This is a genomic window from Alcanivorax sp. (assembly GCF_017794965.1).
GTDB lineage: Bacteria > Pseudomonadota > Gammaproteobacteria > Pseudomonadales > Alcanivoracaceae > Alcanivorax.
Genome location: NZ_CP051240.1, coordinates 266787 through 286216, shown reverse-complemented (window position 1 = coordinate 286216; position 19430 = coordinate 266787). Strand labels below are relative to the sequence as shown.

General features: G+C 59.0%; 18 protein-coding genes and 1 tRNA gene. 11 read left to right on the top strand and 8 right to left on the bottom strand.

The features are described from left to right. Positions 1–171: 171 nt before the first annotated feature. The 4 genes from hisF to hisB all read right to left on the bottom strand — a co-directional run bounded on the left by hisF (position 172) and on the right by hisB (position 3026). Positions 172–945, bottom strand: a complete 774-nt coding sequence (gene hisF, locus HF945_RS01345) for an imidazole glycerol phosphate synthase subunit HisF (RefSeq protein WP_290523998.1) — start codon at positions 943–945, stop codon at positions 172–174. A gap of 13 nt (positions 946–958) precedes the next feature. Continuing rightward, on the bottom strand, positions 959–1699 hold the full coding sequence (gene hisA / locus HF945_RS01340) for a 1-(5-phosphoribosyl)-5-[(5-phosphoribosylamino)methylideneamino]imidazole-4-carboxamide isomerase (RefSeq protein ID WP_290523997.1): 741 nt from the start codon (positions 1697–1699) through the stop codon (positions 959–961). 71 nt (positions 1700–1770) lie between these two features. After that, entirely contained in the window at positions 1771–2412 is a 642-nt protein-coding gene (gene hisH, locus HF945_RS01335) for an imidazole glycerol phosphate synthase subunit HisH (RefSeq protein WP_290523996.1), read from the bottom strand. A gap of 8 nt (positions 2413–2420) precedes the next feature. After that, complete coding sequence (gene hisB / locus HF945_RS01330; protein WP_290523995.1) at positions 2421–3026, bottom strand: imidazoleglycerol-phosphate dehydratase HisB; 606 nt, start codon at positions 3024–3026, stop codon at positions 2421–2423. A 101-nt stretch (positions 3027–3127) separates the two neighbouring features. On the opposite strand from hisB, the gene HF945_RS01325 reads away from it, so the two are divergent. Then, positions 3128–3442, top strand: a complete 315-nt coding sequence (locus HF945_RS01325; RefSeq protein ID WP_290523994.1) for a GNAT family N-acetyltransferase — start codon at positions 3128–3130, stop codon at positions 3440–3442. A gap of 4 nt (positions 3443–3446) precedes the next feature. Here HF945_RS01325 and HF945_RS01320 read toward each other — a convergent pair whose 3' ends face one another. Then, on the bottom strand, positions 3447–5393 hold the full coding sequence (locus tag HF945_RS01320) for a sensor histidine kinase (protein ID WP_290523993.1): 1947 nt from the start codon (positions 5391–5393) through the stop codon (positions 3447–3449). Positions 5394–5517: 124 nt separating this feature from the next. Here HF945_RS01320 and HF945_RS01315 point away from each other — a divergent pair, with 124 nt between their 5' ends. The 5 genes from HF945_RS01315 to HF945_RS01295 all read left to right on the top strand — a co-directional run bounded on the left by HF945_RS01315 (position 5518) and on the right by HF945_RS01295 (position 10302). After that, entirely contained in the window at positions 5518–7731 is a 2214-nt protein-coding gene (locus tag HF945_RS01315) for an AsmA family protein (RefSeq protein WP_290523992.1), read from the top strand. A 101-nt stretch (positions 7732–7832) separates the two neighbouring features. Next, positions 7833–8909 carry an A/G-specific adenine glycosylase gene (mutY, locus tag HF945_RS01310; RefSeq protein WP_290523991.1) on the top strand — a complete coding sequence of 359 codons (1077 nt, stop codon included), beginning with the start codon at positions 7833–7835 and terminating at the stop codon, positions 8907–8909. Between the two features lie 33 nt (positions 8910–8942). Beyond that, complete coding sequence (locus HF945_RS01305; RefSeq protein ID WP_035233341.1) at positions 8943–9227, top strand: oxidative damage protection protein; 285 nt, start codon at positions 8943–8945, stop codon at positions 9225–9227. A 54-nt stretch (positions 9228–9281) separates the two neighbouring features. Next, positions 9282–9357: transfer RNA gene (locus HF945_RS01300), tRNA-Phe, on the top strand. A gap of 129 nt (positions 9358–9486) precedes the next feature. Then, positions 9487–10302, top strand: coding sequence for a M48 family metallopeptidase (locus HF945_RS01295; protein ID WP_290523990.1), 816 nt, complete (start codon positions 9487–9489; stop codon positions 10300–10302). Positions 10303–10449: 147 nt separating this feature from the next. On the opposite strand, the gene HF945_RS01290 is transcribed toward HF945_RS01295, so the two are convergent. After that, positions 10450–11976, bottom strand: coding sequence for an NAD(P)/FAD-dependent oxidoreductase (locus HF945_RS01290; protein WP_290523989.1), 1527 nt, complete (start codon positions 11974–11976; stop codon positions 10450–10452). A 105-nt stretch (positions 11977–12081) separates the two neighbouring features. Between HF945_RS01290 and HF945_RS01285 the strand changes: the two genes are divergently transcribed. After that, entirely contained in the window at positions 12082–13089 is a 1008-nt protein-coding gene (locus HF945_RS01285; protein WP_290523988.1) for an AraC family transcriptional regulator, read from the top strand. 145 nt (positions 13090–13234) lie between these two features. Here HF945_RS01285 and hldE read toward each other — a convergent pair whose 3' ends face one another. Continuing rightward, entirely contained in the window at positions 13235–14668 is a 1434-nt protein-coding gene (hldE, locus tag HF945_RS01280; protein WP_290523987.1) for a bifunctional D-glycero-beta-D-manno-heptose-7-phosphate kinase/D-glycero-beta-D-manno-heptose 1-phosphate adenylyltransferase HldE, read from the bottom strand. A 193-nt stretch (positions 14669–14861) separates the two neighbouring features. Between hldE and HF945_RS01275 the strand changes: the two genes are divergently transcribed. The 4 genes from HF945_RS01275 to HF945_RS01260 are packed head-to-tail and all read left to right on the top strand — an operon-like array spanning position 14862 to position 18887. Beyond that, on the top strand, positions 14862–16028 hold the full coding sequence (locus HF945_RS01275) for a hypothetical protein (RefSeq protein ID WP_290523986.1): 1167 nt from the start codon (positions 14862–14864) through the stop codon (positions 16026–16028). A 15-nt stretch (positions 16029–16043) separates the two neighbouring features. Next, entirely contained in the window at positions 16044–16958 is a 915-nt protein-coding gene (gene lpxL / locus HF945_RS01270) for an LpxL/LpxP family Kdo(2)-lipid IV(A) lauroyl/palmitoleoyl acyltransferase (RefSeq protein WP_290523985.1), read from the top strand. After that, entirely contained in the window at positions 16958–18124 is a 1167-nt protein-coding gene (locus HF945_RS01265) for an O-antigen ligase family protein (protein WP_290523984.1), read from the top strand. Before lpxL ends, HF945_RS01265 begins: the two co-directional genes overlap by 1 nt. Further along, positions 18111–18887: a glycosyltransferase family 25 protein gene (locus HF945_RS01260; protein WP_290523983.1), complete on the top strand. Its 777-nt coding sequence runs from the start codon at positions 18111–18113 to the stop codon at positions 18885–18887. The genes HF945_RS01265 and HF945_RS01260 overlap by 14 nt, the downstream gene beginning before the upstream one ends. A gap of 4 nt (positions 18888–18891) precedes the next feature. Here the strand turns inward: HF945_RS01260 and HF945_RS01255 are convergent, their stop codons facing one another. Continuing rightward, positions 18892–19428, bottom strand: coding sequence for an acyltransferase (locus tag HF945_RS01255; protein WP_290523982.1), 537 nt, complete (start codon positions 19426–19428; stop codon positions 18892–18894). Positions 19429–19430 lie beyond the last annotated feature (2 nt).

Genomic DNA, 19430 nt, shown 5'->3' with positions numbered 1-19430 from the left:
GCTTGATACTGGACGCCGGAAGCCTGACGCCAAACAAAAGGAGCGACAGGGGGCTACTGTGGGAGCTTGCCTGCAAGCGACGAAACACGGGCGATTGAATGATCACAAAAAAACCGCCGGGATCGGCGGTTTTTTGCGTCTGGCGTCAGGCATCCTGCATCGGGCGTAAAATCACAACCTCATTTCGATACCCGCGCTCTGCATGAAGCGCTTGGCCTCTTCCACGGAATATTCACCAAAGTGGAAGATCGAAGCCGCCAGCACCGCATCGGCACCGCCCTGAATGACGCCATCCACCAGATGCTGCAGGTTGCCCACCCCGCCACTGGCAATCACCGGCACCGGCACCGCATCGGAAATGGCGCGGGTGAGAGCAATATCAAAACCGTTCTTGGTGCCGTCACGATCCATGCTGGTGAGCAGAATCTCGCCGGCGCCGTAATCAGTCATGCGCTTTGCCCATTGCACCGCATCCAGCCCGGTGGGCTTGCGACCGCCATGGGTGAAAATTTCCCAGCGGTTGGGCTCACTTTCCGCGCTGACTTTCTTGGCATCGATGGCCACCACAATGCACTGTGAGCCAAATCTCTCTGCCGCTTCGCGAACGAATTCCGGGTTGTGCACGGCAGCGGAATTAATCCCCACCTTGTCGGCACCGGCGTTGAGCAGATTACGGATGTCTTCCAGGGTGCGCACGCCGCCGCCCACGGTCAGGGGAATGAATACCTGGCTGGCGATCCGTTCCACGGTATGCAGGGTGGTATCCCGTCCTTCGTGGCTGGCCGTGATGTCCAGAAAGGTGATCTCGTCAGCTCCGGCATCGTTGTAGCGCTTGGCCACTTCCACCGGGTCACCGGCATCACGGATATCCACGAACTGGACGCCCTTGACCACGCGGCCATCATCCACGTCCAGACAGGGAATTATGCGTTTGGCGAGTCCCATGCTTGTCTCCGCCTCAGGCCTTGATCAGTTCGTCAGACAACGCCTGACCTTCTGCAAAGTTGAGGGTGTTTTCGTAGATGGCACGGCCGGTGATGGCCCCACTGATGCCCTGGTCCGCCACACCACACAGGTTGCGGACATCGTCCAGGTTGGTAATGCCACCGGAGGCGATCACAGGAATGGACATGGACTGGGCCAGACGCACGGTGGCATCCACATTCACGCCCTGCAGCATGCCGTCACGGCTGATGTCGGTGTAAACGATGGCAGAAACACCGTCATTCTCGAACTGTCTGGCCAGATCAATCACGTTCACATCAGTGACATTGGCCCAGCCATCGGTGGCTACCCAACCCTCCTTCGCATCCAGCCCGACAATGATGTGACCGGGGAACTGCTTGCACATGTCACGAACAAATTCCGGCTCGTTCACCGCCTTGGTGCCAATGATCACCCACTGAACGCCGGCATCCAGATAGGCCTGAATAATTTCCGGGCTGCGAATACCACCGCCAATCTGAATCGGCAGATCCGGATATTTGCGGGCGATCGCTTTGACGATCTCGCCGTTCACCGGCTCACCAGCAAAAGCACCATTGAGATCCACCAGGTGCAGCCGACGGGCACCCTGCTCGACCCAGTGTGTGGCTACCGCCACCGGATCCTCGGAAAACACCGTATCGTCTTCCATCCGCCCCTGCTTGAGGCGAACACATTTTCCGTCTTTCAGGTCGATGGCAGGAATTAAAAGCATATCAAGATCTCAAAACTGGGCCGTCCCACCAAGGGACAACCAATAAAACGGAGTATTGCAGTCAACTGACGTCAGGGCTGCCAGCGCAGGAAGTTTTCCAGCAGGGTCAGCCCCGCATCTGCGCTCTTTTCAGGATGGAACTGCACCGCAAAGACATTGCCGCGTGTGGCGGCAGCAGCAAAACGGCGACCGTAATCGCAGAAACCCGCCACCTCTTCATCGGCCAGACCGGTGACACAGTAGCTGTGCACAAAGTAGAAGCGGGCGTTATTGGCGATACCGGCCCACATGGGATGCGCCATCCCCTGCTGCACCTGGTTCCAGCCCATGTGCGGCACTTTCAGCTTGCCGCCGGTATCATCGTGCATGTCCCCAAAGAAGGTCACTTCACCGTCGAACACGCCGAGGCAATCCACGCCGTTATTTTCTTCGCTGCGCGCCATCAGCGCCTGCATGCCGACACAGATACCCAGCAGCGGCTTGCCAGCGGCAATCACGTCACGGATCGCCTGATCCAGACCGGTGTCTTTCAGCACAGCAATGCAATCGCGGATCGCCCCCACCCCCGGAAACACCACCCGGTCCGCCGCGCGGATCTGGTCGGCATCGCCGGTGATGAGAATCTGTTGCCCATTGGCCACTTTTTCCAGAGCCTTGCCTGCGGAATGCAGGTTGCCCATACCGTAATCAATAACGGCAACTACTTCGCTCATGGCTGCACTTACTCGCTTTCGCTCAGGGTGCCCTTGGTGGACGGGGTGATGCCGCTCATGCGCGGATCCGGCTCAATGGCCATGCGCAGGGCGCGCCCGAAAGCCTTGAACACAGTCTCGGCCTGGTGGTGGGCATTCTTGCCACGCAGGTTGTCGATATGCAGGGTGATCATGCTGTGGTTCACCAGTCCCTGGAAGAATTCGTAGAACAGATCCACATCAAAGCCGCCAATGCTGCCACGGGTGAAATCCACAAACATTTCCAGACCGGGACGGCCGGACAGGTCTACCACCACGCGGGACAGGGCTTCATCCAGCGGCACATAGGCATGGCCGTAGCGACGTACGCCTTTCTTGTCACCCACCGCCTTGGCGAACGCCTGCCCCAGGGTAATACCGATATCTTCCACGGTGTGGTGAGCATCGATGTGCAAATCGCCCTTGGCCTTGATCTCCAGGTCCACCAGACCGTGGCGCGCCACCTGGTCCAGCATGTGTTCCAGAAACGGCAGTCCGGTGTCCAGTTTGCACTGGCCGGTGCCATCCAGATTGATGGAAACCTGGATCTGGGTTTCCAGGGTATTGCGCTCAACAGTCGCGCTTCGCTTGCTCATCTATACCTCCCGGGCATTGGGCCGGCTATTATACGCAGCCTGACGGCCTGTTGACACCATTGTGGCAGAGCCCCCATTCCCTCAACCAGCGGAGTCGATCCATGCCCATCAGCGTTCAGGCCCACCCTTTTTCCCTGGAAGAATGCCAGACCTTCGAGCAGGTGCTGCGCGATGACCCGGAATACCGGCAAAAACTGCAGGATGCGCAGGCGCGCGGGGAACACAGGCTGTTTGCCGCCCACTTCAACGGCAAGCGTGTGGCTATTGCCCTGATAGGGAAAAACCAGCCCCGGCTGGACTGGATGGTGGTGCACCCTGCCACCCGCGGGCGCGGCGTGGGCAAGGATTTCGTCCGCCTGATCGGTCAGGCGCTGGGTGAAGACCTTACCCTGCCGGCACATTGCCAGCAGGGCTGATCCATCAGGAGGCGGTTGCACCCTCGAATTCGGCCAGCGGCAGACGCACATGCAGGCTGAAGCCCCGGCCGGGACCGGGGCTCTCCGCCCATAATTGACCGCCCACCTGTTCGACCATGACCCGGGCCATGGCCAGCGAAAGGCCAAAGCCCTCCTCATGGTGCCGGGAACCCATCACGAAGAACGGCTCCATGATGTGCTCCAGCTGCTCCGCCGTAGCCCCCTTGCCCTCGTCGCGAATCACGATATGAGCAAAGCCCTCGCCCACATCCACCTCGCTGACCATCTCCACAATGCCGCCTTCGGCACTGAATCGCAGGGCATTGTCCAGCCCCATGGCAAACACTTCCCGCAGCTCGGTTTCACTGGCCCGCACCCGCAAATTGGGTGAGACCCGATTGCGCAGGGTCAGCCCGCTTTGCTCAATGCGGTCGGATTCCTCGCGGATCAGGGCATCCAGGATCCACATGGGCTGGCAGCTACCCACCGGCGGCGCCTGGCTGCGGTCGGAAAGGTCAAAGTAACGCAGTGAGGTGCCCACAATGCCAATCAGGCGTTTCTGCCCCTTGCGCACCATGGCCCACACATCCACATCACTGTCTTCACCGTTGTTGTTGCCCAGCGAGTCCGCAGCCCCGATCCAGTTGATCGGCGTGTTCAGCTCATGGCTGATGTACTGCAGGAACATGGATTTGTCCTGGTTCATCTGCTCGATATCGGACAGGTGCCGCTCCAGATTCTGTTGCGCCTCCAGCGCCAGCTGCTTGCGCTCATTCTCCAGAAACCGAATTCGGTCACCCAGCGCCAGCGACAACATCACCACCACCCAAAGGGCGCCAATATGCGGCAGGTAAGGCACCAGCACATGGTAGGGAATCAGCCCGAGATTACCGATCGCATAGAGGAAAATGGTCAGCAGGAAAACCGACCAGGCAAGCACATACAGCCGCGCCACCCGGAACCCCTGACGCCACACCGTCCAGCCCAGCCAGCTGAACAGTACCACCGTTAGCAGGGCGATGAAGGTGGAAAGGTGATAGGAGTAAGGCGGCTGCAACACCCACTGCAGCAGAAACGCCACCCCGATCAGAATCATGTAATGACGTAACAGGCGGTCGTAGCGCGGAAAGCGTTGCGCCAACTGCAAAAACTGGCGGGAATACAGCGCCAGCGCCAGCGCAATCACATAGGTCGCCAACCAGAAATATTCATTGATCTTCGGTGTTTCCGGCCAGAGAAACTGCAGGCCATAACCGCTTACCGAAATGTTGAAAAAGATGATCCCGGCCAGAAACATCACAAAATGCAGGTGTACGTTATCGCGCAGGGACAGGAACAGCATCAGGTTATAGATCAGCATGATGGCCAGAGAGCCATAGAACAGCCCCTGGATCAGCTGCTCCAAATAGGAATATTCCACCAGCCCTTTGGCGCTGTAGAGCATGGGCATCATGTTCAGCGCCCCCTTGCCCTTCACCTTGAGATAGTACTCGGTAACACCACCGTTATCGGTATTCAGGGAGAATACGAAGGAGCGGTGATCCATTGGCCGCAACGAGAAGGGCCGGGTATCACCCACCGGAAAAGAGCGGTAACCCCCGGCACCGTCGGGCACGTAGAGTGTCAACTCATCCAGAATCGGATGGCGCTCCACCAGAAACCAGCTGCCCTCCGCATCGGTGGCATCCACCGCGAAGCGCAGCCACAGCGTACTGTCGGTAAAACCGAAATTCAGCGCCGAGGCATCGCTGTTACGAAAGCGGCTGGCAAACTGGTTGCGCACCTGATCCAGAGTCCAGTGACTTTCCGGATCTTCCAGAATCTGCATTCTGGCCCCCAGTGCCACCTCATCGCCGATACCTTCAAGGACAACAGGCTCTGGCTTTATCGCCTGCGCCACCGTGCTGAGGAGCGCCAACACGGCAAACACAACCCAATGGAACTTTCGCAACGGTTCTTCCCCTAACTAATTCGAAGGAGCATCCTTGTCGCTCCTTTGCCGCTTCTTTGGTTATGGTAGGTCATTCCCGACTGCTATAATCCGTGTCCACCGGCCAACACGCAAGGAGAGCTACATGGGACGCCTGTTAAAAATTTTGCTGATCACGGTATTTGCCATCATTCTGCTATTGGCCATAGCCGTTTTTGTGATCACCCAGGTGATTGATCCCAATCAATTCAAGCCGGAAATCGAGAAACAGGCCAGAGAACAGGCCAATCTGTCACTGAATATCGAGGGAGATCTGGCCTGGCAGTTCTGGCCCTCACTGGGGGTCAGCATCGGCCGCACGGAAGCCCGCATTGCTGAGCAGGAAGACCTGTTTGCGGCACTCAACGAAGCTTCGCTCAGCGTCGCGGTATTACCCCTGCTGTATGGACAGGTAGAAATGGACGGCATCCGCCTGGCCGGCATTGAAGTCAATCTGGTAGATGGCCCTGACGGAGCCAACTGGGAACTCATCGGCCCGCAGGGCGAGTCCGCCGAGGAGGCCACCCCGGAGCCCGCCAGTGACGCAAGCGGCGACGCCACCAGCCTGGATATCCCCCTGACCATTCCGGAGGTGGTGGTCTCTGACGGCAAGATTCGTTACCGGAACACCGCCGATGGCACCGACATCGTGGTTGAGCACTTCAACCTGGGCGCCCAGGACGTGAATCTGGACACCCCGTTCCCGTTGCAGATGTCCCTGCGTTATCAGGATCAGAGCGACATGCGGGTGGACCTGAATCTGGATACCGTGCTGGCCGCCGACATCGACAACACCCATTTCGTGCTCAACCCCATGACCCTGGACGCCAATATTGCCGGCGCCACCACCATGCCGGTGGACGTGCATCTTGAGCAGAATCTGGATGTGAATCTGAGTGATGACACCCTGTCCATCAAGGACCTGCTGCTTACCGCCGCCGGCACCGAAACCCGGGGCAACCTGGCCGTGGAGGCCCTCACAGGGAATATGCAACTCAGCGGCAAGCTGGCCACCCAACCCTTCGATGCCAACAAGGTACTCAAGGCCATCGGTGAAGCGCCCATCGAAACCAGCGATGACAACGCGCTCAGCAACATTGCCGTAGACGCCACACTGGGCGGCGAACCGGGCAGTGTCATGGTCAACCCACTCACCGTGAAACTGGATGACAGCACCCTGAGCGGCAGCGCCGGACTGGCCAGCATGGAGACCGGCAAGATCGTTTTCGACCTGCTGCTGGACAAGATTGCGCTGGATGGTTACCTGCCTCCCTCCAGTGATGAAGAGAGCGCTGATGCAGCCCCCGGTGGCGGCAAGACCGGCGGCACCGCCAGCCTCTCCAGCGAGGAACTGATCCCTGTGGAAACACTACGCCCGCTGCTGCTCGACGGCAAGTTTGCTATCGGTAATCTCAGCTATGACGGCATCAACGCCAGCGACATGAAGTTTGCCGTTACCGCCAAAGACGGCATCATCAAACTCACACAAGCCACCGGCAAGACCCTGGACGGCAGCTTCAGCGCCAAAGCGACTCTGGACGCTTCCGGTAAGACGCCCAGGATCACCGCCAACAACTCGATCACCTCGGTACAGATCCAGCCCGTTGCACAGATGGCGCTGGATGACGACCTGGCCAAGGGCATCTTCACCATGACCGGCAGTTACAGTGCCAGTGGCAACAGCGAGAAGGCGCTGATGGACTCCGCCAAGGGCAACATCGACCTCAACCTTGCGGATGCCACCGTGCGCGGGCTGAACCTCTACAACACCCTGGTGGGTGGGGTGAACGATATGCTGGGACAATTCTCGGGGCTCGCCGCCACCATGATTCCCGGCCAGGAGTCAGGCAAATTGCCCTCCGCCCTGTCTGAAGACACCAAGATTCTGGACCTGACCTCCAAGGCCCGCCTGGAAAAGAACGTGGCCTATCTGGACAGCCTGAATGCGGTACTCAACAAGGGCAAGATCAGCGGTGACGGTTGGCTCAACATCCTCAATCAGGATTTCGACCTGAAGATCGGTATGCAGTCGCCAGAACTCGGATCCTCGAAATACCTGCAAGGCACAACCTGGCCCCTGCGCTGTGAGGGCAACCTGGAAGGTAGCCCCGCCAAGTGGTGCGGCCCGGACAAGGATGGTTTCAAGGATATCGGCAAACAGGTTGCCGCCAAGGCCACCCAGGACAAGCTCAAGGACGAACTGGGCATTGAGGGTGAAGGCGATACCGCCGAGGAAGTCATCAAGGACGCCGCCCAGAAAAAAGCCAAGGAAGAAGTGAACAAGCAGATCCAGGAAGGGCTGAAGAAGTTGTTTGATTAACGCGGCACGCTTCACGCAACACGCTGCACACCAAAACCTGAAGCCACCCGCAGGGCGGAAATGGGCGAAAGCCCATCTCCGCCATTACCGCCCAGAACCTGATGCCCAACAAGTCTCTTAGCCCCAAACAATTCAGCCAGAACCTGCTTGCCTGGTACGACCAGCACGGGCGCCAGGACCTGCCCTGGCAGCATCCGCGCACCCCCTACCAGGTGTGGATCTCGGAAATCATGCTGCAACAGACCCAGGTGAGCACCGTGATCCCCTACTTCGAGCGCTTCATGGAGCGCTTTCCTGACGTGCAGACCCTGGCACTGGCCGAACAGGACGAGGTGCTGCATCTGTGGACCGGCCTCGGCTACTACGCCCGCGCCCGCAATCTGCACAAGTGCGCCAAACAGCTTCTGGAGAACTACCGGGGCGACTTCCCCGACACCGTTGAAGAGGTGGCCACCCTGCCGGGGATCGGCCTTTCCACTGCCGGCGCCATCCTGGCCCAGAGTCGCGGGGTGCGTGCGCCCATTCTCGACGGCAATGTGAAAAGGGTACTCTCACGGCTTCATTCCGTGGAAGGCTGGCCTGGCAGGAAGCCCGTGGAGAAGCGGCTGTGGGAACTGGCCGAGCACTATACGCCCCATGAAAGACTGGCTGATTATACTCAGGCCATCATGGATCTGGGCGCTACCCTGTGCCGTCGCGGCAAACCCGATTGCCCCGCCTGCCCCCTGAACCAGGGCTGCTCCGCCTTCGCCAATGGCAACCCTCAGGACTTTCCCGGCAAGAAGCCCAGGAAGGTCATTCCTGTGCGCACCACCACCATGCTGATTCTGCGCAACGAGCAAGGCCATGTATGGCTGGAGCAACGCCCCTCACAGGGTATCTGGGGCGGTCTGTGGTGTTTCCCGCAGACCGAGACCAGCGAAGAAGCCAATGCCGCCCTTGAGGCTCGCGCCTTTAGCCCCTGCGCTGATGCACAGCCCCTGGACGGCTTTCGCCATACCTTCAGTCATTTCCATCTGGATATTTCCCCGCTGGAAATTCCGGTCCGGGCCTCAGGTACGCGGGACAGCGAAGGCCAGTGGGTCGACCCCGCCGCCCCCGGTGAGCTCGGCCTGGCCGCTCCGGTGAAGAAACTGCTGGCCGGACTGGCAGCCCCACGACAGTCACGCATGTTATAGTCCACCCCACATGTATCAGCCCACGGAGTTGCCATGAGCCGCACGGTAATGTGCCGCAAGTACCAGACCGAACTGGAAGGCCTGGATCGCGCCCCCTTCCCCGGCCCGAAAGGTCAGGACATCTTCGAACATGTGTCGAAGAAAGCCTGGCAGGAATGGCTGCACGAGCAGACCATGCTGATCAACGAAAAACACCTCAACGTGATGGATCCGCAGGCAAAAGCCTTTCTGGATGAGCAACGTGATCGTTTTCTGAACAACGAAAACTACGAAAAAGCCGAGGGATACACTCCGGTTGCTCACGATGCGAACAAATGAACCGACAATGGCTTGACGCCTCCCCCTTCAGACGCTTTAATACGCGCCCTGATTGCCCGGATAGCTCAGTCGGTAGAGCAGGGGATTGAAAATCCCCGTGTCGGTGGTTCGATTCCGCCTCCGGGCACCATATTAAAGGCCTCGCATCGCGAGGCCTTTTTCGTTTCTGCCACCCCATCCGCCCCGGTTCACTGCAACTAGCCTGTTCACCTCCTCTCCGCTAACGTTAGCCCTTTCCTCAATGTTCTGGACAACGGATATGCGCCCCCTGCTGTTTCTGGCCACGCTGCTGATGCTCGTCGCCTGTGATCAGACCCCCACCGGCCGCGACCGGCTCGCGCTCATTCCAGACAGCTTGATGGCCGACCTCGGCCGGCAGACGTTCATGCAGATTCAACAACAGGTGCCGGCCAGCAAAGACCCGGAGGCAAACCGGGAAGTGCAATGCGTCGCCACACAGCTGATTCAACGGATCAACGCCCGCTTTCCCGGCAGCCCAATGCCTGACAGCTGGGAAATCGTGGTGTTCGCCGACAGCACGCCGAATGCCTTCGCTGTGGCCGGCGGCAAGATTGGTGTGAACCAGGGGCTTCTGGATGTGGCGGAAAGCGATGACCAACTTGCCGCTGTGATCGGCCATGAAGTTGCCCATGTCCTGGCTCGCCATGGCAATGAGAGGCTGACCCAGGAACTGGGCATCAAGGCCACGCTGACGCTAATCGGTTTGCTGAGTGAAGGAGATGCGGACACCGAAAGCATCCTGCAGGCACTGGGGCTGGGCGCCCATCTTGGCATCGCCCTGCCCTTCAGCCGTGCCCATGAGGAAGAAGCGGATCTGATGGGACTGGAACTGATGGCCAGCGCGGGTTTTGATCCACGGGAAAGCACCGCCCTGTGGCGCAACATGGCCGAGGCCGGCGGCGGCCAGCCTCTGGAATTTCTCTCCACCCACCCCAACCATGACAGCCGGATCGAGGCGTTGCAGGAAAGGATGGACGTGGCACTACCGATCTACCAGCAGGCCAGCCCCGCAGACTGCGAGGAGAGACTTCATAATCGAGCGATTGGCAGATGAGTTGAAAGTTTAAAGTCCAAAGTTGAAAGGCCCAGGCCAAGGTTATCGGGTTTTCAACGTAATAGGCCGCACCCATGGTCTGGGCGCGGCCTATACGCGTCGGCAAACAACCCACGTGGTCCGCGTTGCAACTTTAAACTTTCAACTTTAAACCGCTTTTGCCTCAGCACCGACCTTCGCCGTCGCCGGCTGCCAGTCGTAGTCCTTCATGTTCACCGTCCAGGTGCGGGCCATGAACTGGAAGGTGGCGTGGGGCCACAGGGCGGTGTTACGACCATCCGCCTGTTGGTACCAGCTGCTGCACCCACCGTTCTGCCATACCGTGCCTTTCAGCTCGTCCTGCAGCTTGTCGTTGAAACGATCCTGCACATCCTGCTTCACGTCCAGCCAGGCATCGCCGCGCTTATCCAGCTTGGTGATGGCATCCATGATGTAACGCACCTGACTCTCGATCATGAAGATGATGGAGTTATGGCCCAGGCCAGTGTTCGGTCCCACCAGCTGGAACATGTTCGGGTAACCGCTCACGGTGGTGCCCAGATAGGCCTGCGCTGCCTCCTTCCAGTCATCCTGCAGACGACGACCCGGCAGCCCGGTGATCTCGAAATCCTTCATGTAGATACGCGGGTCCACGATGAAACCGGTACCCAGCACAATGCAGTCCGCCTGCTGCTCACTGCCATCACTGAACACCACACTGTTCTCCCGGATTTCCTTCACCCCTTCGGTCACCAGCTCCACGTTGTCACGGTTGAAGGTGGGGTAGTAGTTGTTGGAAATCAGAATCCGCTTACAACCCAGGGTGTAGTTGGGCACCAACTTGCGCGCAGTTTCCTTGTCCTTCACCTGGTAGTGGATGAAGGCTTTCAGGGCCGGTTCGGCCAGCTTGGCCAGGCGCGGGTTGAAGATCGGCAGCACTCGAGCCTCGTTGCTCAGGTACAGACGCAGACGATGCAGCTTGCGCAGAGCCGGGAAACGGCGGAACACCCACTTGCTCAGGCCGGAATAGGCGCGCTCATCGCGGGGAATGATCCACGGCGGCGTGCGCTGCACCACCGTCAGGTGATCCGCCTCTTTGGCCACGTGCGGCACATACTGAATAGCGCTGGCGCCAGTGCCGATGGAAACCACCTTCTTGCCGGCCAGAGCGTAGTCGTGATCCCACAGTGCGGAGTGGATCACCTTGCCCTTGAAGGTGTCCATGCCCTTGAAGTTGGGGTACGAAGGGACGTGCAGGGGGCCGCTGGCCAGCACCCAGTGCTGACAAACCAGCTGGGAGCCATCGGCCAGATTCAGCGTCCAAAGGGCCGCCTTGTCATCAAAATGGGCACCGGTGACTTCCGCATTGAAACGGGTGAAATCGCGCAGGCCATGCTTGTCGGAGACGCCCTGGATATAGTCGTGGATCTCCTGCTGGCCGCTGTAGCGGTGGCTCCAGTCCGGATTGCCCTCGAACGAGAAGGAATACATGTGCGACTGGACGTCACAGGCCGCGCCCGGGTAGCTGTTATGGTACCAGGTGCCACCCATGCCACTGCCTTTCTCCAGCAACACGAAATCATCAATACCCGCTTCGCGCAGTTTGATGGCCATACACATGCCGCCGAAGCCACCACCGACGATGGCGACTTTCACATGGCGGTTCTTCACATTGATCTGGGCCTGACTTGTCATTATTCGTCTCCTCCGGCAATCCGGGTTATCGGCATGACGACACTCTATCCTTGCCACCCCCTGGTGAATACGTGTTAACCTGACTCAAAATTGATAATTCCGGCCATGTCAGCACGTTCGATACTCGCACTGATCTATACCATCGACCTGCTCGAGAAAGAGGAGGGAATCGACTGTGCTTCAGTATTGGCGCGGCATGGGCTGGAGCGTGACAAGCTGGATCCCAGCAGTGAAATCGGCCGGGACAGGGAACTGCTGATCTTCACTGAGCTGCTACCGCAGGTGGACGATCCACTGCTGGGCTTCCGGATGGGCAGCAGCTTTGGCTTCGCTGGCTACGGCCAGCTGGCCATGTTGTTCATGACCAGCGAGACCGCCTTTCAAGGTTTTCAGTTCGGGGTGAAATACCAGGCGCTGACCTACCTTTATGGCGAACTGGCGCTGGTCCCCGGGGAAACCACCACCGACCTGGAACTGCACCCTATCCCCCTGCCCCCGGAAGTCAGCCGCACCCTGATCGACCGCGACATGGTCGGCACCTTCAAACTGGTCAACGATATCCAGACCCAGCTCAACCTGAGCCTGAAACCCGTTGAGGTGTGGATGCCCTACCCCCGCCCGGACCATGCTCCGGTGCTGGAAGAATACTTTGGCTGCCCGATTCGCTTTGACCAGCCCTACAGCAAGGCCGTGATCCGAAACGAAGACATGGCAATCCGCCTGCCGGGTTACAACAAGATGGCCCAGGACATGTACCGGGATCAGTGCGACGCCATGCTGGCCCGCCGGGAGGCACCCAGCGAAGACCTGGCCAACCGGGTGACCTCCTATCTTGGCCTGTTTGCCAGAACCCTGCCCACCGCAGAACAGGTGGCGCAAGCCTTCAGCATCCCCGAACGCAGCTTCCGCCGCCAACTCAGCAAGGAAGGCCGCCCATTCCAGGGCATCGTGGATCAGGTCAGAGAAGAAAAAGCCAAACGCTACCTGGCCGACTCCAGCCGCAGCGTCGCCGAGATCGCAGAGCTACTGGGCTATAGCGAGTCAGCCGCCTTTGTCAGGGCGTTTGAACGGTGGACGGGGGTGACGCCGGCGCGCCACCGTAAAGGCAGTTAACAGTTAATAGTGAACAGTTAACAGCTGCGCGTGCTACCGCTCTGCATGTGAAACGCAAGAGGCCGCGCCCAGGGATGGGCGCGGCCTCTTGCGTTTGAAAAATCAAAAACGGCTGCTCGCGCAGCTGTTAACTGTTCACTATTAACTATTCACTATCTTTTTTGATCCTCTCCACGATCTTCGTCGTCGAAATATCATCAATAAAGTCCAACACCTTCACTTCGCCGCCATAGCCCTTAACGAACTCATGGCCGACCACCTCTTCCACGCTGTAGTCCCCGCCCTTCACCAGCACGTCCGGTTTGATGGCTTCCAGCAGGGGTTCCGGGGTATCGGTGTCGAAGGGCACGACCCAGTCCACCGCTTCCAGGGCGGCAAGTACGGCCATGCGACGCTCCAGGGGATTGATGGGACGCCCCGGTCCTTTCAGGCGACGGATGGACTCATCCCCATTCACCGCCAGCACCAGGCGATCCCCCTGGCGGCGGGCGGAATCCAGATAGCCCACATGGCCGGCGTGAATGATATCGAAGCAGCCATTGGTAAAGACAATTTTCTCCCCCTGGGCTCGGGCATCCTCGATGGCGATCAGCAGCTGTTCCTCGGTCATCACACCGCGACCAAAGCCGCCTTCCTGATGGACTGCACGGCGCAGCTCCGGGGCGGAGACCACGGCGGTACCCAGCTTGCCCACCACAATACCGGCAGCAATGTTGGCCAGGGCCACCGCATCTTCCATGGGGGCGCCGGCGGCAATGGCCGTGGCCAGAACAGAGATCACCGTATCGCCAGCACCCGTCACATCAAACACTTCCCGGGCCCGTGCCGGCAGGTGCAACTCCGGTTTGCCGTCACGCAACAGGGTCATGCCCTTTTCACTGCGGGTGACCAGCAGGGCCTGCAGGCCGAAATCGCGAATCAGCTGCTGCCCCTTGGCGATGAGATCCTGCTCATCCTTCACGCTTCCCACCACGGCCTCAAACTCACTGAGGTTGGGCGTCAACAGCGTGGCTCCACGGTAGCGGCTGAAATCAGACCCCTTGGGGTCCACCAGTACCGGCACACCGGCTTCCCGGGCCATGGCAATCAGCCCTTGGGGGTCGCGCAACGCGCCCTTGGCATAATCCGACAACACCAGAGCCCCACAGCGGGATAATTGCGCTTTCACCTTTTCAGCAAAGGGCTGGGGATCCTGATCGTGGAAGGCTTCCTCGAAGTCCAGCCGCAATAACTGCTGCTGGCGACTGATCACCCGCAGCTTGGTGATGGTGGGCAGACCGGGGACTTTCTGGAAATGACACCCCACCTCCGCAGCCTGAAGACGCTCTTCCAGAATCCGCGCCGCTTCGTCCTCGCCGGTAACCCCCACCAGCTCGGCCCCTGCGCCCAGCGCCGCCATATTCAGAGCCACGTTGGCGGCACCACCTGGACGGTCTTCCAGGTCGGTCACCCGCACCACTGGCACCGGCGCCTCCGGCGAAATCCGCCCGGTGGGCCCGTGCCAGTAACGATCCAGCATGACATCGCCAGCCACCAGTACGCGGGCCTTTGCCAGAACGGGAATCTGCGGATTGTGCATAGCGTCTCCAAAACACAACAGTGCCAAATGTGGCCGAAGTGTAGCATAGGGAACCGAACAGGAACGCTGCAGCGGCATCCGGCAGTGGATGCAAACGGGCACGGACAGTACACTTTGCCGCTGCTGTCACTCACAGTCATCGCTGATAAGGGTATGATCCCCATCAGAAATCGTCAGGAGCTTCACGAACCCCATGCCCCCTCTCCCTCCCAACATCATGCAAGGACGCTGGCTTCGTTGGTGGTTGACCCTCTCTTTTACGGTCATGTTCACCAGCACCTTCCTGTTCAACTCCCGGATCGGGCTGCTGAACGTGCTGGATGTGCTGTTCTTCCTGCCATCGCTCACCCTGCTCACCCGGGCCATGGTCAGCGGCGATCACCGACTACTGACCTCGCCACTGCTGGTGCCTTTTTATCTGTTACTGGGCTGGGCCCTGCTGAGCATGGCCTGGGCTGAGGACCCCAACACCTCCCGGACAGTGCGGGGCGTTGTCCAGCTGCTGGTCATGGTGGGCATCTTCCGTTGGCTACACCTGTATTTCAGAAACACCTTCAAGCAGGCCCTGGCCAATGGGGCTCTGTGCGCCATGGTTGTCGCTGCCATGGTCACTGTGAGTTACTACACCACCCAACCCCTGAGCAGCCCGTTGTTCAGCGAGCCCGCCAACCTGATCTTCCGCCTTCCCTCCCTGGACCCATCCCTGGCACTGATGGCCATGGTGGCGCCCACCTTTATCCTGGTGGCCCAGGGGCTGGAAGAAGGAACCGGGGGCAAGGGTGGACGCCGCCTCGCCGGCGCCGCCATGGGACTGGTGTTCATCGGGCTGGTGTCATTGCCTCTGGGGCTGATGTGCCTGTTGCTGGCTATTGCCTGGCTGGTGAGCCGCACTTCCCGCCCCTGGCTGGCAGTGGTTCCGGCACTGGCTGCGCTGTATCTGATGGTACAAGGCGCTACAGATGTGACCATAGACCGCTATTTCCTTCACCCGCTGATTGGCAATGGTCTCAATCAGGAAAGTCTCAACGGGGTCCTGGCTCACGATGGGGACTCGCTGGTTGAGCTGGCTCACCCCCGCAACCTGTTCCTGCTGTTGATACACAGCCTCGGCCTGATCGGCCTGGTGTTGTTCATCGCCAGCTGGGGCAGTCCGCTGGCCGCCCTGTTACAGCGTGAGGATTTCCAGGGCTCCCGTGGTGCCTATACCATCACCGTGATTCCCGGGCTGTGCATGGCGTTTGCCGTGGGCACCTACCTGCTGGTGCCTTTCCACGCCAGCTGGATGAGCCTGTGGCTGCCACTGGCCCTGCTGTTTGCGCGCCTCTGCGAGCGGCCTTCAGCGCAACCTGAACTACGCTAGGCAGCGGGCATAACCATGGGAAAACGCAAACAACGCCCCACTCGGCTTAGCGATCCTCGCCTGATCCCCTCCTGGATCGGGGTCGGGCTGTTCTGGCTTATCGGGCAACTGCCCTGGCCAATACTTCAGGCCTTCGGCAGAACCGTTGGCCGACTGGCCTGGTATCTCGCGAAATCCCGCCGCCAGGTCACCATCACCAACATACGGCTGTGTTTTCCGGAGCGCTCAGAGGAAGAACAACTGAACCTGGCCCACCGCTGCATGATCAGCACCGGCGAAGCCATTCTGGAAATGGCCGGCAGTTATAACAATCACCGCATCGACCTCAACAAGCGGGCAACCTTTGTCGGCATGGAGCACATTGAAAAGGCCAAAGCCGAAGGTAAAGGCATCCTCCTGCTGGGGATGCACTTCAATACTCTGGACAGCTGCTCACGGATGCTGGCAACGGAGCTTGATTTCCATGCGGTGTATCGCCCCAATGACAATCCGGTCATCGACAGGCTGATCGACCGGGGGCGCCGCCGCTATGTGAAAGGCACCATTGACCGGATTGATATCCGCCAGATGATACGTCGACTGCGTAACGGGGAAGTGATTTGGTACGCCCCAGACCAGGATTACGGCACTGCACACGCTGTCTTTGTGCCGTTCTTTGGCATTCCGGCCGCGACCATTACCGCCACCAGCCGCATTGCGCGCATGGGTAAATGCGCGGTCATCCCCATCGCGCATTACCGTCACCCTGACGGACGCTATGAAATCGAGTTTGGCCCAGCCCTGGACAATTTTCCCAGTGGTGATGACGAACGAGACACGGCCCGCATTAACAAAACCATCGAACATTATGTGCGCAAATGTCCCGAGCAATACCTCTGGGTGCACAAACGCTTCAAGCATCAACCGCCCGGTCAGGCCAAACGTTACTGATGACATCATCCTATCCATCCATGAGTGAGCGCGTTTTTTCCAACTGGCTGATTATTGGCCTGCTGCTCTATGTGTGTGGTTTTTACCTGGCGCCGTCCAGCAAGGCACAGTATCTGACCCTGTATATCGGCCTGATTCTGCCCGCCCTTTACTACACCCTGTTTCATTTCCGCCGCTACTTTCTGGATGATCAGCGCGCCCTGCTCTGGGTGGCTCTGATCACCATCGCGCTCTACTTGCCAAGCCTCTGGGTGGATGGCGATGTACTCGACACCCTGCGCAAGAACCTCAAGTGTGTCCTCTTTGTGATCAGTCTCGGCGTAGCGGTACGACATCTGCATCTTGAATATCCACAACTTCAAGAGCACTTGCCGGCGCTCATTCTGGCAGCAAGCCTCATTGCCCTGGCCCTGTTCTTCATCGTGCTTGCCAGAGAAGGCGTTATCTTCAGAGGCAATCACGGCATGGGCAACTTGGGAGACAACCCCAATGAGACCGGCCTGGCCCTCTCGGTAGGCTTTCTCGTGCTAACCGTGTCGCTAATGAAAAAGGTGCGTCTGTCTGCCGCTCTGCTGTGCCTCCCTTTCCTGGTTGCCATCACTCTGGCAAGCAGCCGGGCCGCCATGCTCGGGCTGGCTGTCACGCTTCCTTTTGCATTCCTGTTTCACCACCAACGTAACAGACTGGCAGCCCTTTGGCTGACGCTCTGCCTGGCTGGAGCGCTCACCATCGTGGGGCTGATGCTGGCCGGCTATCTGGACGCGGAACGCCTGCTGAGCAAGCGCCCCTCACTCTGGGGGGAATTCCTCTCTCACTTCCCGGAATTCAATCTCCTCTCCGGTAGTGGGCTCTCGGGCAGTGTGACGGTTTTTTCCCAGGTGCAAGACAAGAAACTGGAACCACACAGCCTCTACTTTGCCCTACTGCTGCGTGGCGGGTTACTGGCTCTGGCCCTGTTTATCGCGCTGATATGGCTGACAGTCAGAAAGCACGGAGGCAGGGCCTCCCGGCAGAGCATCTGGCTGTATATACTGCTATTCGGTCTGACGACCCAGTTTTTCGAAGGTGTGTATCCGGTACGACCACCTAACAGCTTCTGGCTTTATACCTGGCTGCCGATACTCATGATTTTGCTAAAGGCTCAAAAAGCACATGCCCACCCCTGAACAACCCTACAATGTGCTGGGCATAGCCCAACCCACGGAAACAGCGCGAAGACAGCATCTGGATGACATGCTGTCCACCCTGGGGATGCACTACGACCTGGTCAAGACCTCTCCGCCGGTTCATCAGAATCGCTGGGAAGAGGTGGGCTTCAATCATCAGAAATCACTGGCCATGATTGGCCGGGATCTGAGCCCCGGGGAAATCGGCTGCTTTCTCAGTCACCGAAATGCCTGGATCACCGCCGCCCAATCAGACAGACCTTCACTGATACTGGAAGGGGACGCCAAACTCACTCCGGCCTCACGAAGAGTTACTGAGCAACTGGCTTCGCGCCCCCATAAATGGGAACTGGCCATGCTCTACTACTCCAAATGCGTGCCATCGGCCTGGTATCAACAACGACTGGACGACGATTTCATTCTGGCCAAGTTTGCCAATCGCCGGGCCTATTGCCTGGGGGCCTACATGGTAACCCCGTCAGGGGCGCAGAAGCTGGTGGATCTGAGCAAGGAGTTTTATTTGCCCGCCGATGATTTTGTCTCCGGCGGCTGGATCCGCAAGGACCTGGATATGTTTGCTGTGGTTCCGAAGGCAGCGGGGCTCTGTCAGGTGCAATCCGGCAATTCCAACCTGGAAGAAGGGCGCAGCAAGCTGCACAGGAGACGCAGAAAAAAGAAAAACAACGCCAACCTGTTACGACGGCTGGAACTCTTCATTCGGGAATTTGGCCAACGCTACCGGCTTCCCCGAAAAAGCCTGTAACCGATCAGTTTTCACCGGTTGAATCATCTTTGACACTCAGATCCCGAATCACTCTTGCCGGCACCCCGCCCACCAGGGTAAAGGGCTTCACATCCTTGCTCACCACTGCGCCAGCGGCTACGACGGCACCTTCGCCAATGGTGACACCCGCGGTAATGATCACTCCTGCACCAATCCACACATCGTCCCCAACCACAATCGGTGCCCCGGTGGTGCCTCGACGCCCTTTTTCATTGAGATACAGGCTGTGCTGGGCGCCCTCAAAACAGACCCGCGGCCCGATGCGGCAACGTTCGCCCAGGCTGATCCGTGCTTTCGGGCAAGCAAAACGAACCTCCGTGTTGATGAAGCAGCCCTTGGCGATGGACACCGATTTCGCACCACCAATAGGGCGAAGGATCACCGGCCCATACACCGTAGAACGCCCCTGCATATCAAAGCCTGCCGCCTTGAGCAGCAGCCAGCGGATCTTGTCACTGAACCGGAGTCTTGGCAGATGATTGGTCAGGCCGAGAAAAATAAACTCACGCCATTGCTGCATGG

What these genes read in the sequence shown, in the direction of transcription:
- hisF (WP_290523998.1), bottom strand. Translation starts at nt 945, where the DNA reads ATGGGACTCGCCAAACGCATAATTCCCTGTCTGGACGTGGATGATGGC.
- hisA (WP_290523997.1), bottom strand. Translation starts at nt 1,699, where the DNA reads ATGCTTTTAATTCCTGCCATCGACCTGAAAGACGGAAAATGTGTTCGC.
- hisH (WP_290523996.1), bottom strand. Translation starts at nt 2,412, where the DNA reads ATGAGCGAAGTAGTTGCCGTTATTGATTACGGTATGGGCAACCTGCAT.
- hisB (WP_290523995.1), bottom strand. Translation starts at nt 3,026, where the DNA reads ATGAGCAAGCGAAGCGCGACTGTTGAGCGCAATACCCTGGAAACCCAG.
- HF945_RS01325 (WP_290523994.1), top strand. Translation starts at nt 3,128, where the DNA reads ATGCCCATCAGCGTTCAGGCCCACCCTTTTTCCCTGGAAGAATGCCAG.
- HF945_RS01315 (WP_290523992.1), top strand. Translation starts at nt 5,518, where the DNA reads ATGGGACGCCTGTTAAAAATTTTGCTGATCACGGTATTTGCCATCATT.
- mutY (WP_290523991.1), top strand. Translation starts at nt 7,833, where the DNA reads ATGCCCAACAAGTCTCTTAGCCCCAAACAATTCAGCCAGAACCTGCTT.
- HF945_RS01305 (WP_035233341.1), top strand. Translation starts at nt 8,943, where the DNA reads ATGAGCCGCACGGTAATGTGCCGCAAGTACCAGACCGAACTGGAAGGC.
- HF945_RS01295 (WP_290523990.1), top strand. Translation starts at nt 9,487, where the DNA reads ATGCGCCCCCTGCTGTTTCTGGCCACGCTGCTGATGCTCGTCGCCTGT.
- HF945_RS01290 (WP_290523989.1), bottom strand. Translation starts at nt 11,976, where the DNA reads ATGACAAGTCAGGCCCAGATCAATGTGAAGAACCGCCATGTGAAAGTC.
- HF945_RS01285 (WP_290523988.1), top strand. Translation starts at nt 12,082, where the DNA reads ATGTCAGCACGTTCGATACTCGCACTGATCTATACCATCGACCTGCTC.
- hldE (WP_290523987.1), bottom strand. Translation starts at nt 14,668, where the DNA reads ATGCACAATCCGCAGATTCCCGTTCTGGCAAAGGCCCGCGTACTGGTG.
- HF945_RS01275 (WP_290523986.1), top strand. Translation starts at nt 14,862, where the DNA reads ATGCCCCCTCTCCCTCCCAACATCATGCAAGGACGCTGGCTTCGTTGG.
- lpxL (WP_290523985.1), top strand. Translation starts at nt 16,044, where the DNA reads ATGGGAAAACGCAAACAACGCCCCACTCGGCTTAGCGATCCTCGCCTG.
- HF945_RS01265 (WP_290523984.1), top strand. Translation starts at nt 16,958, where the DNA reads ATGACATCATCCTATCCATCCATGAGTGAGCGCGTTTTTTCCAACTGG.
- HF945_RS01260 (WP_290523983.1), top strand. Translation starts at nt 18,111, where the DNA reads ATGCCCACCCCTGAACAACCCTACAATGTGCTGGGCATAGCCCAACCC.
- HF945_RS01255 (WP_290523982.1), bottom strand. Translation starts at nt 19,428, where the DNA reads ATGCAGCAATGGCGTGAGTTTATTTTTCTCGGCCTGACCAATCATCTG.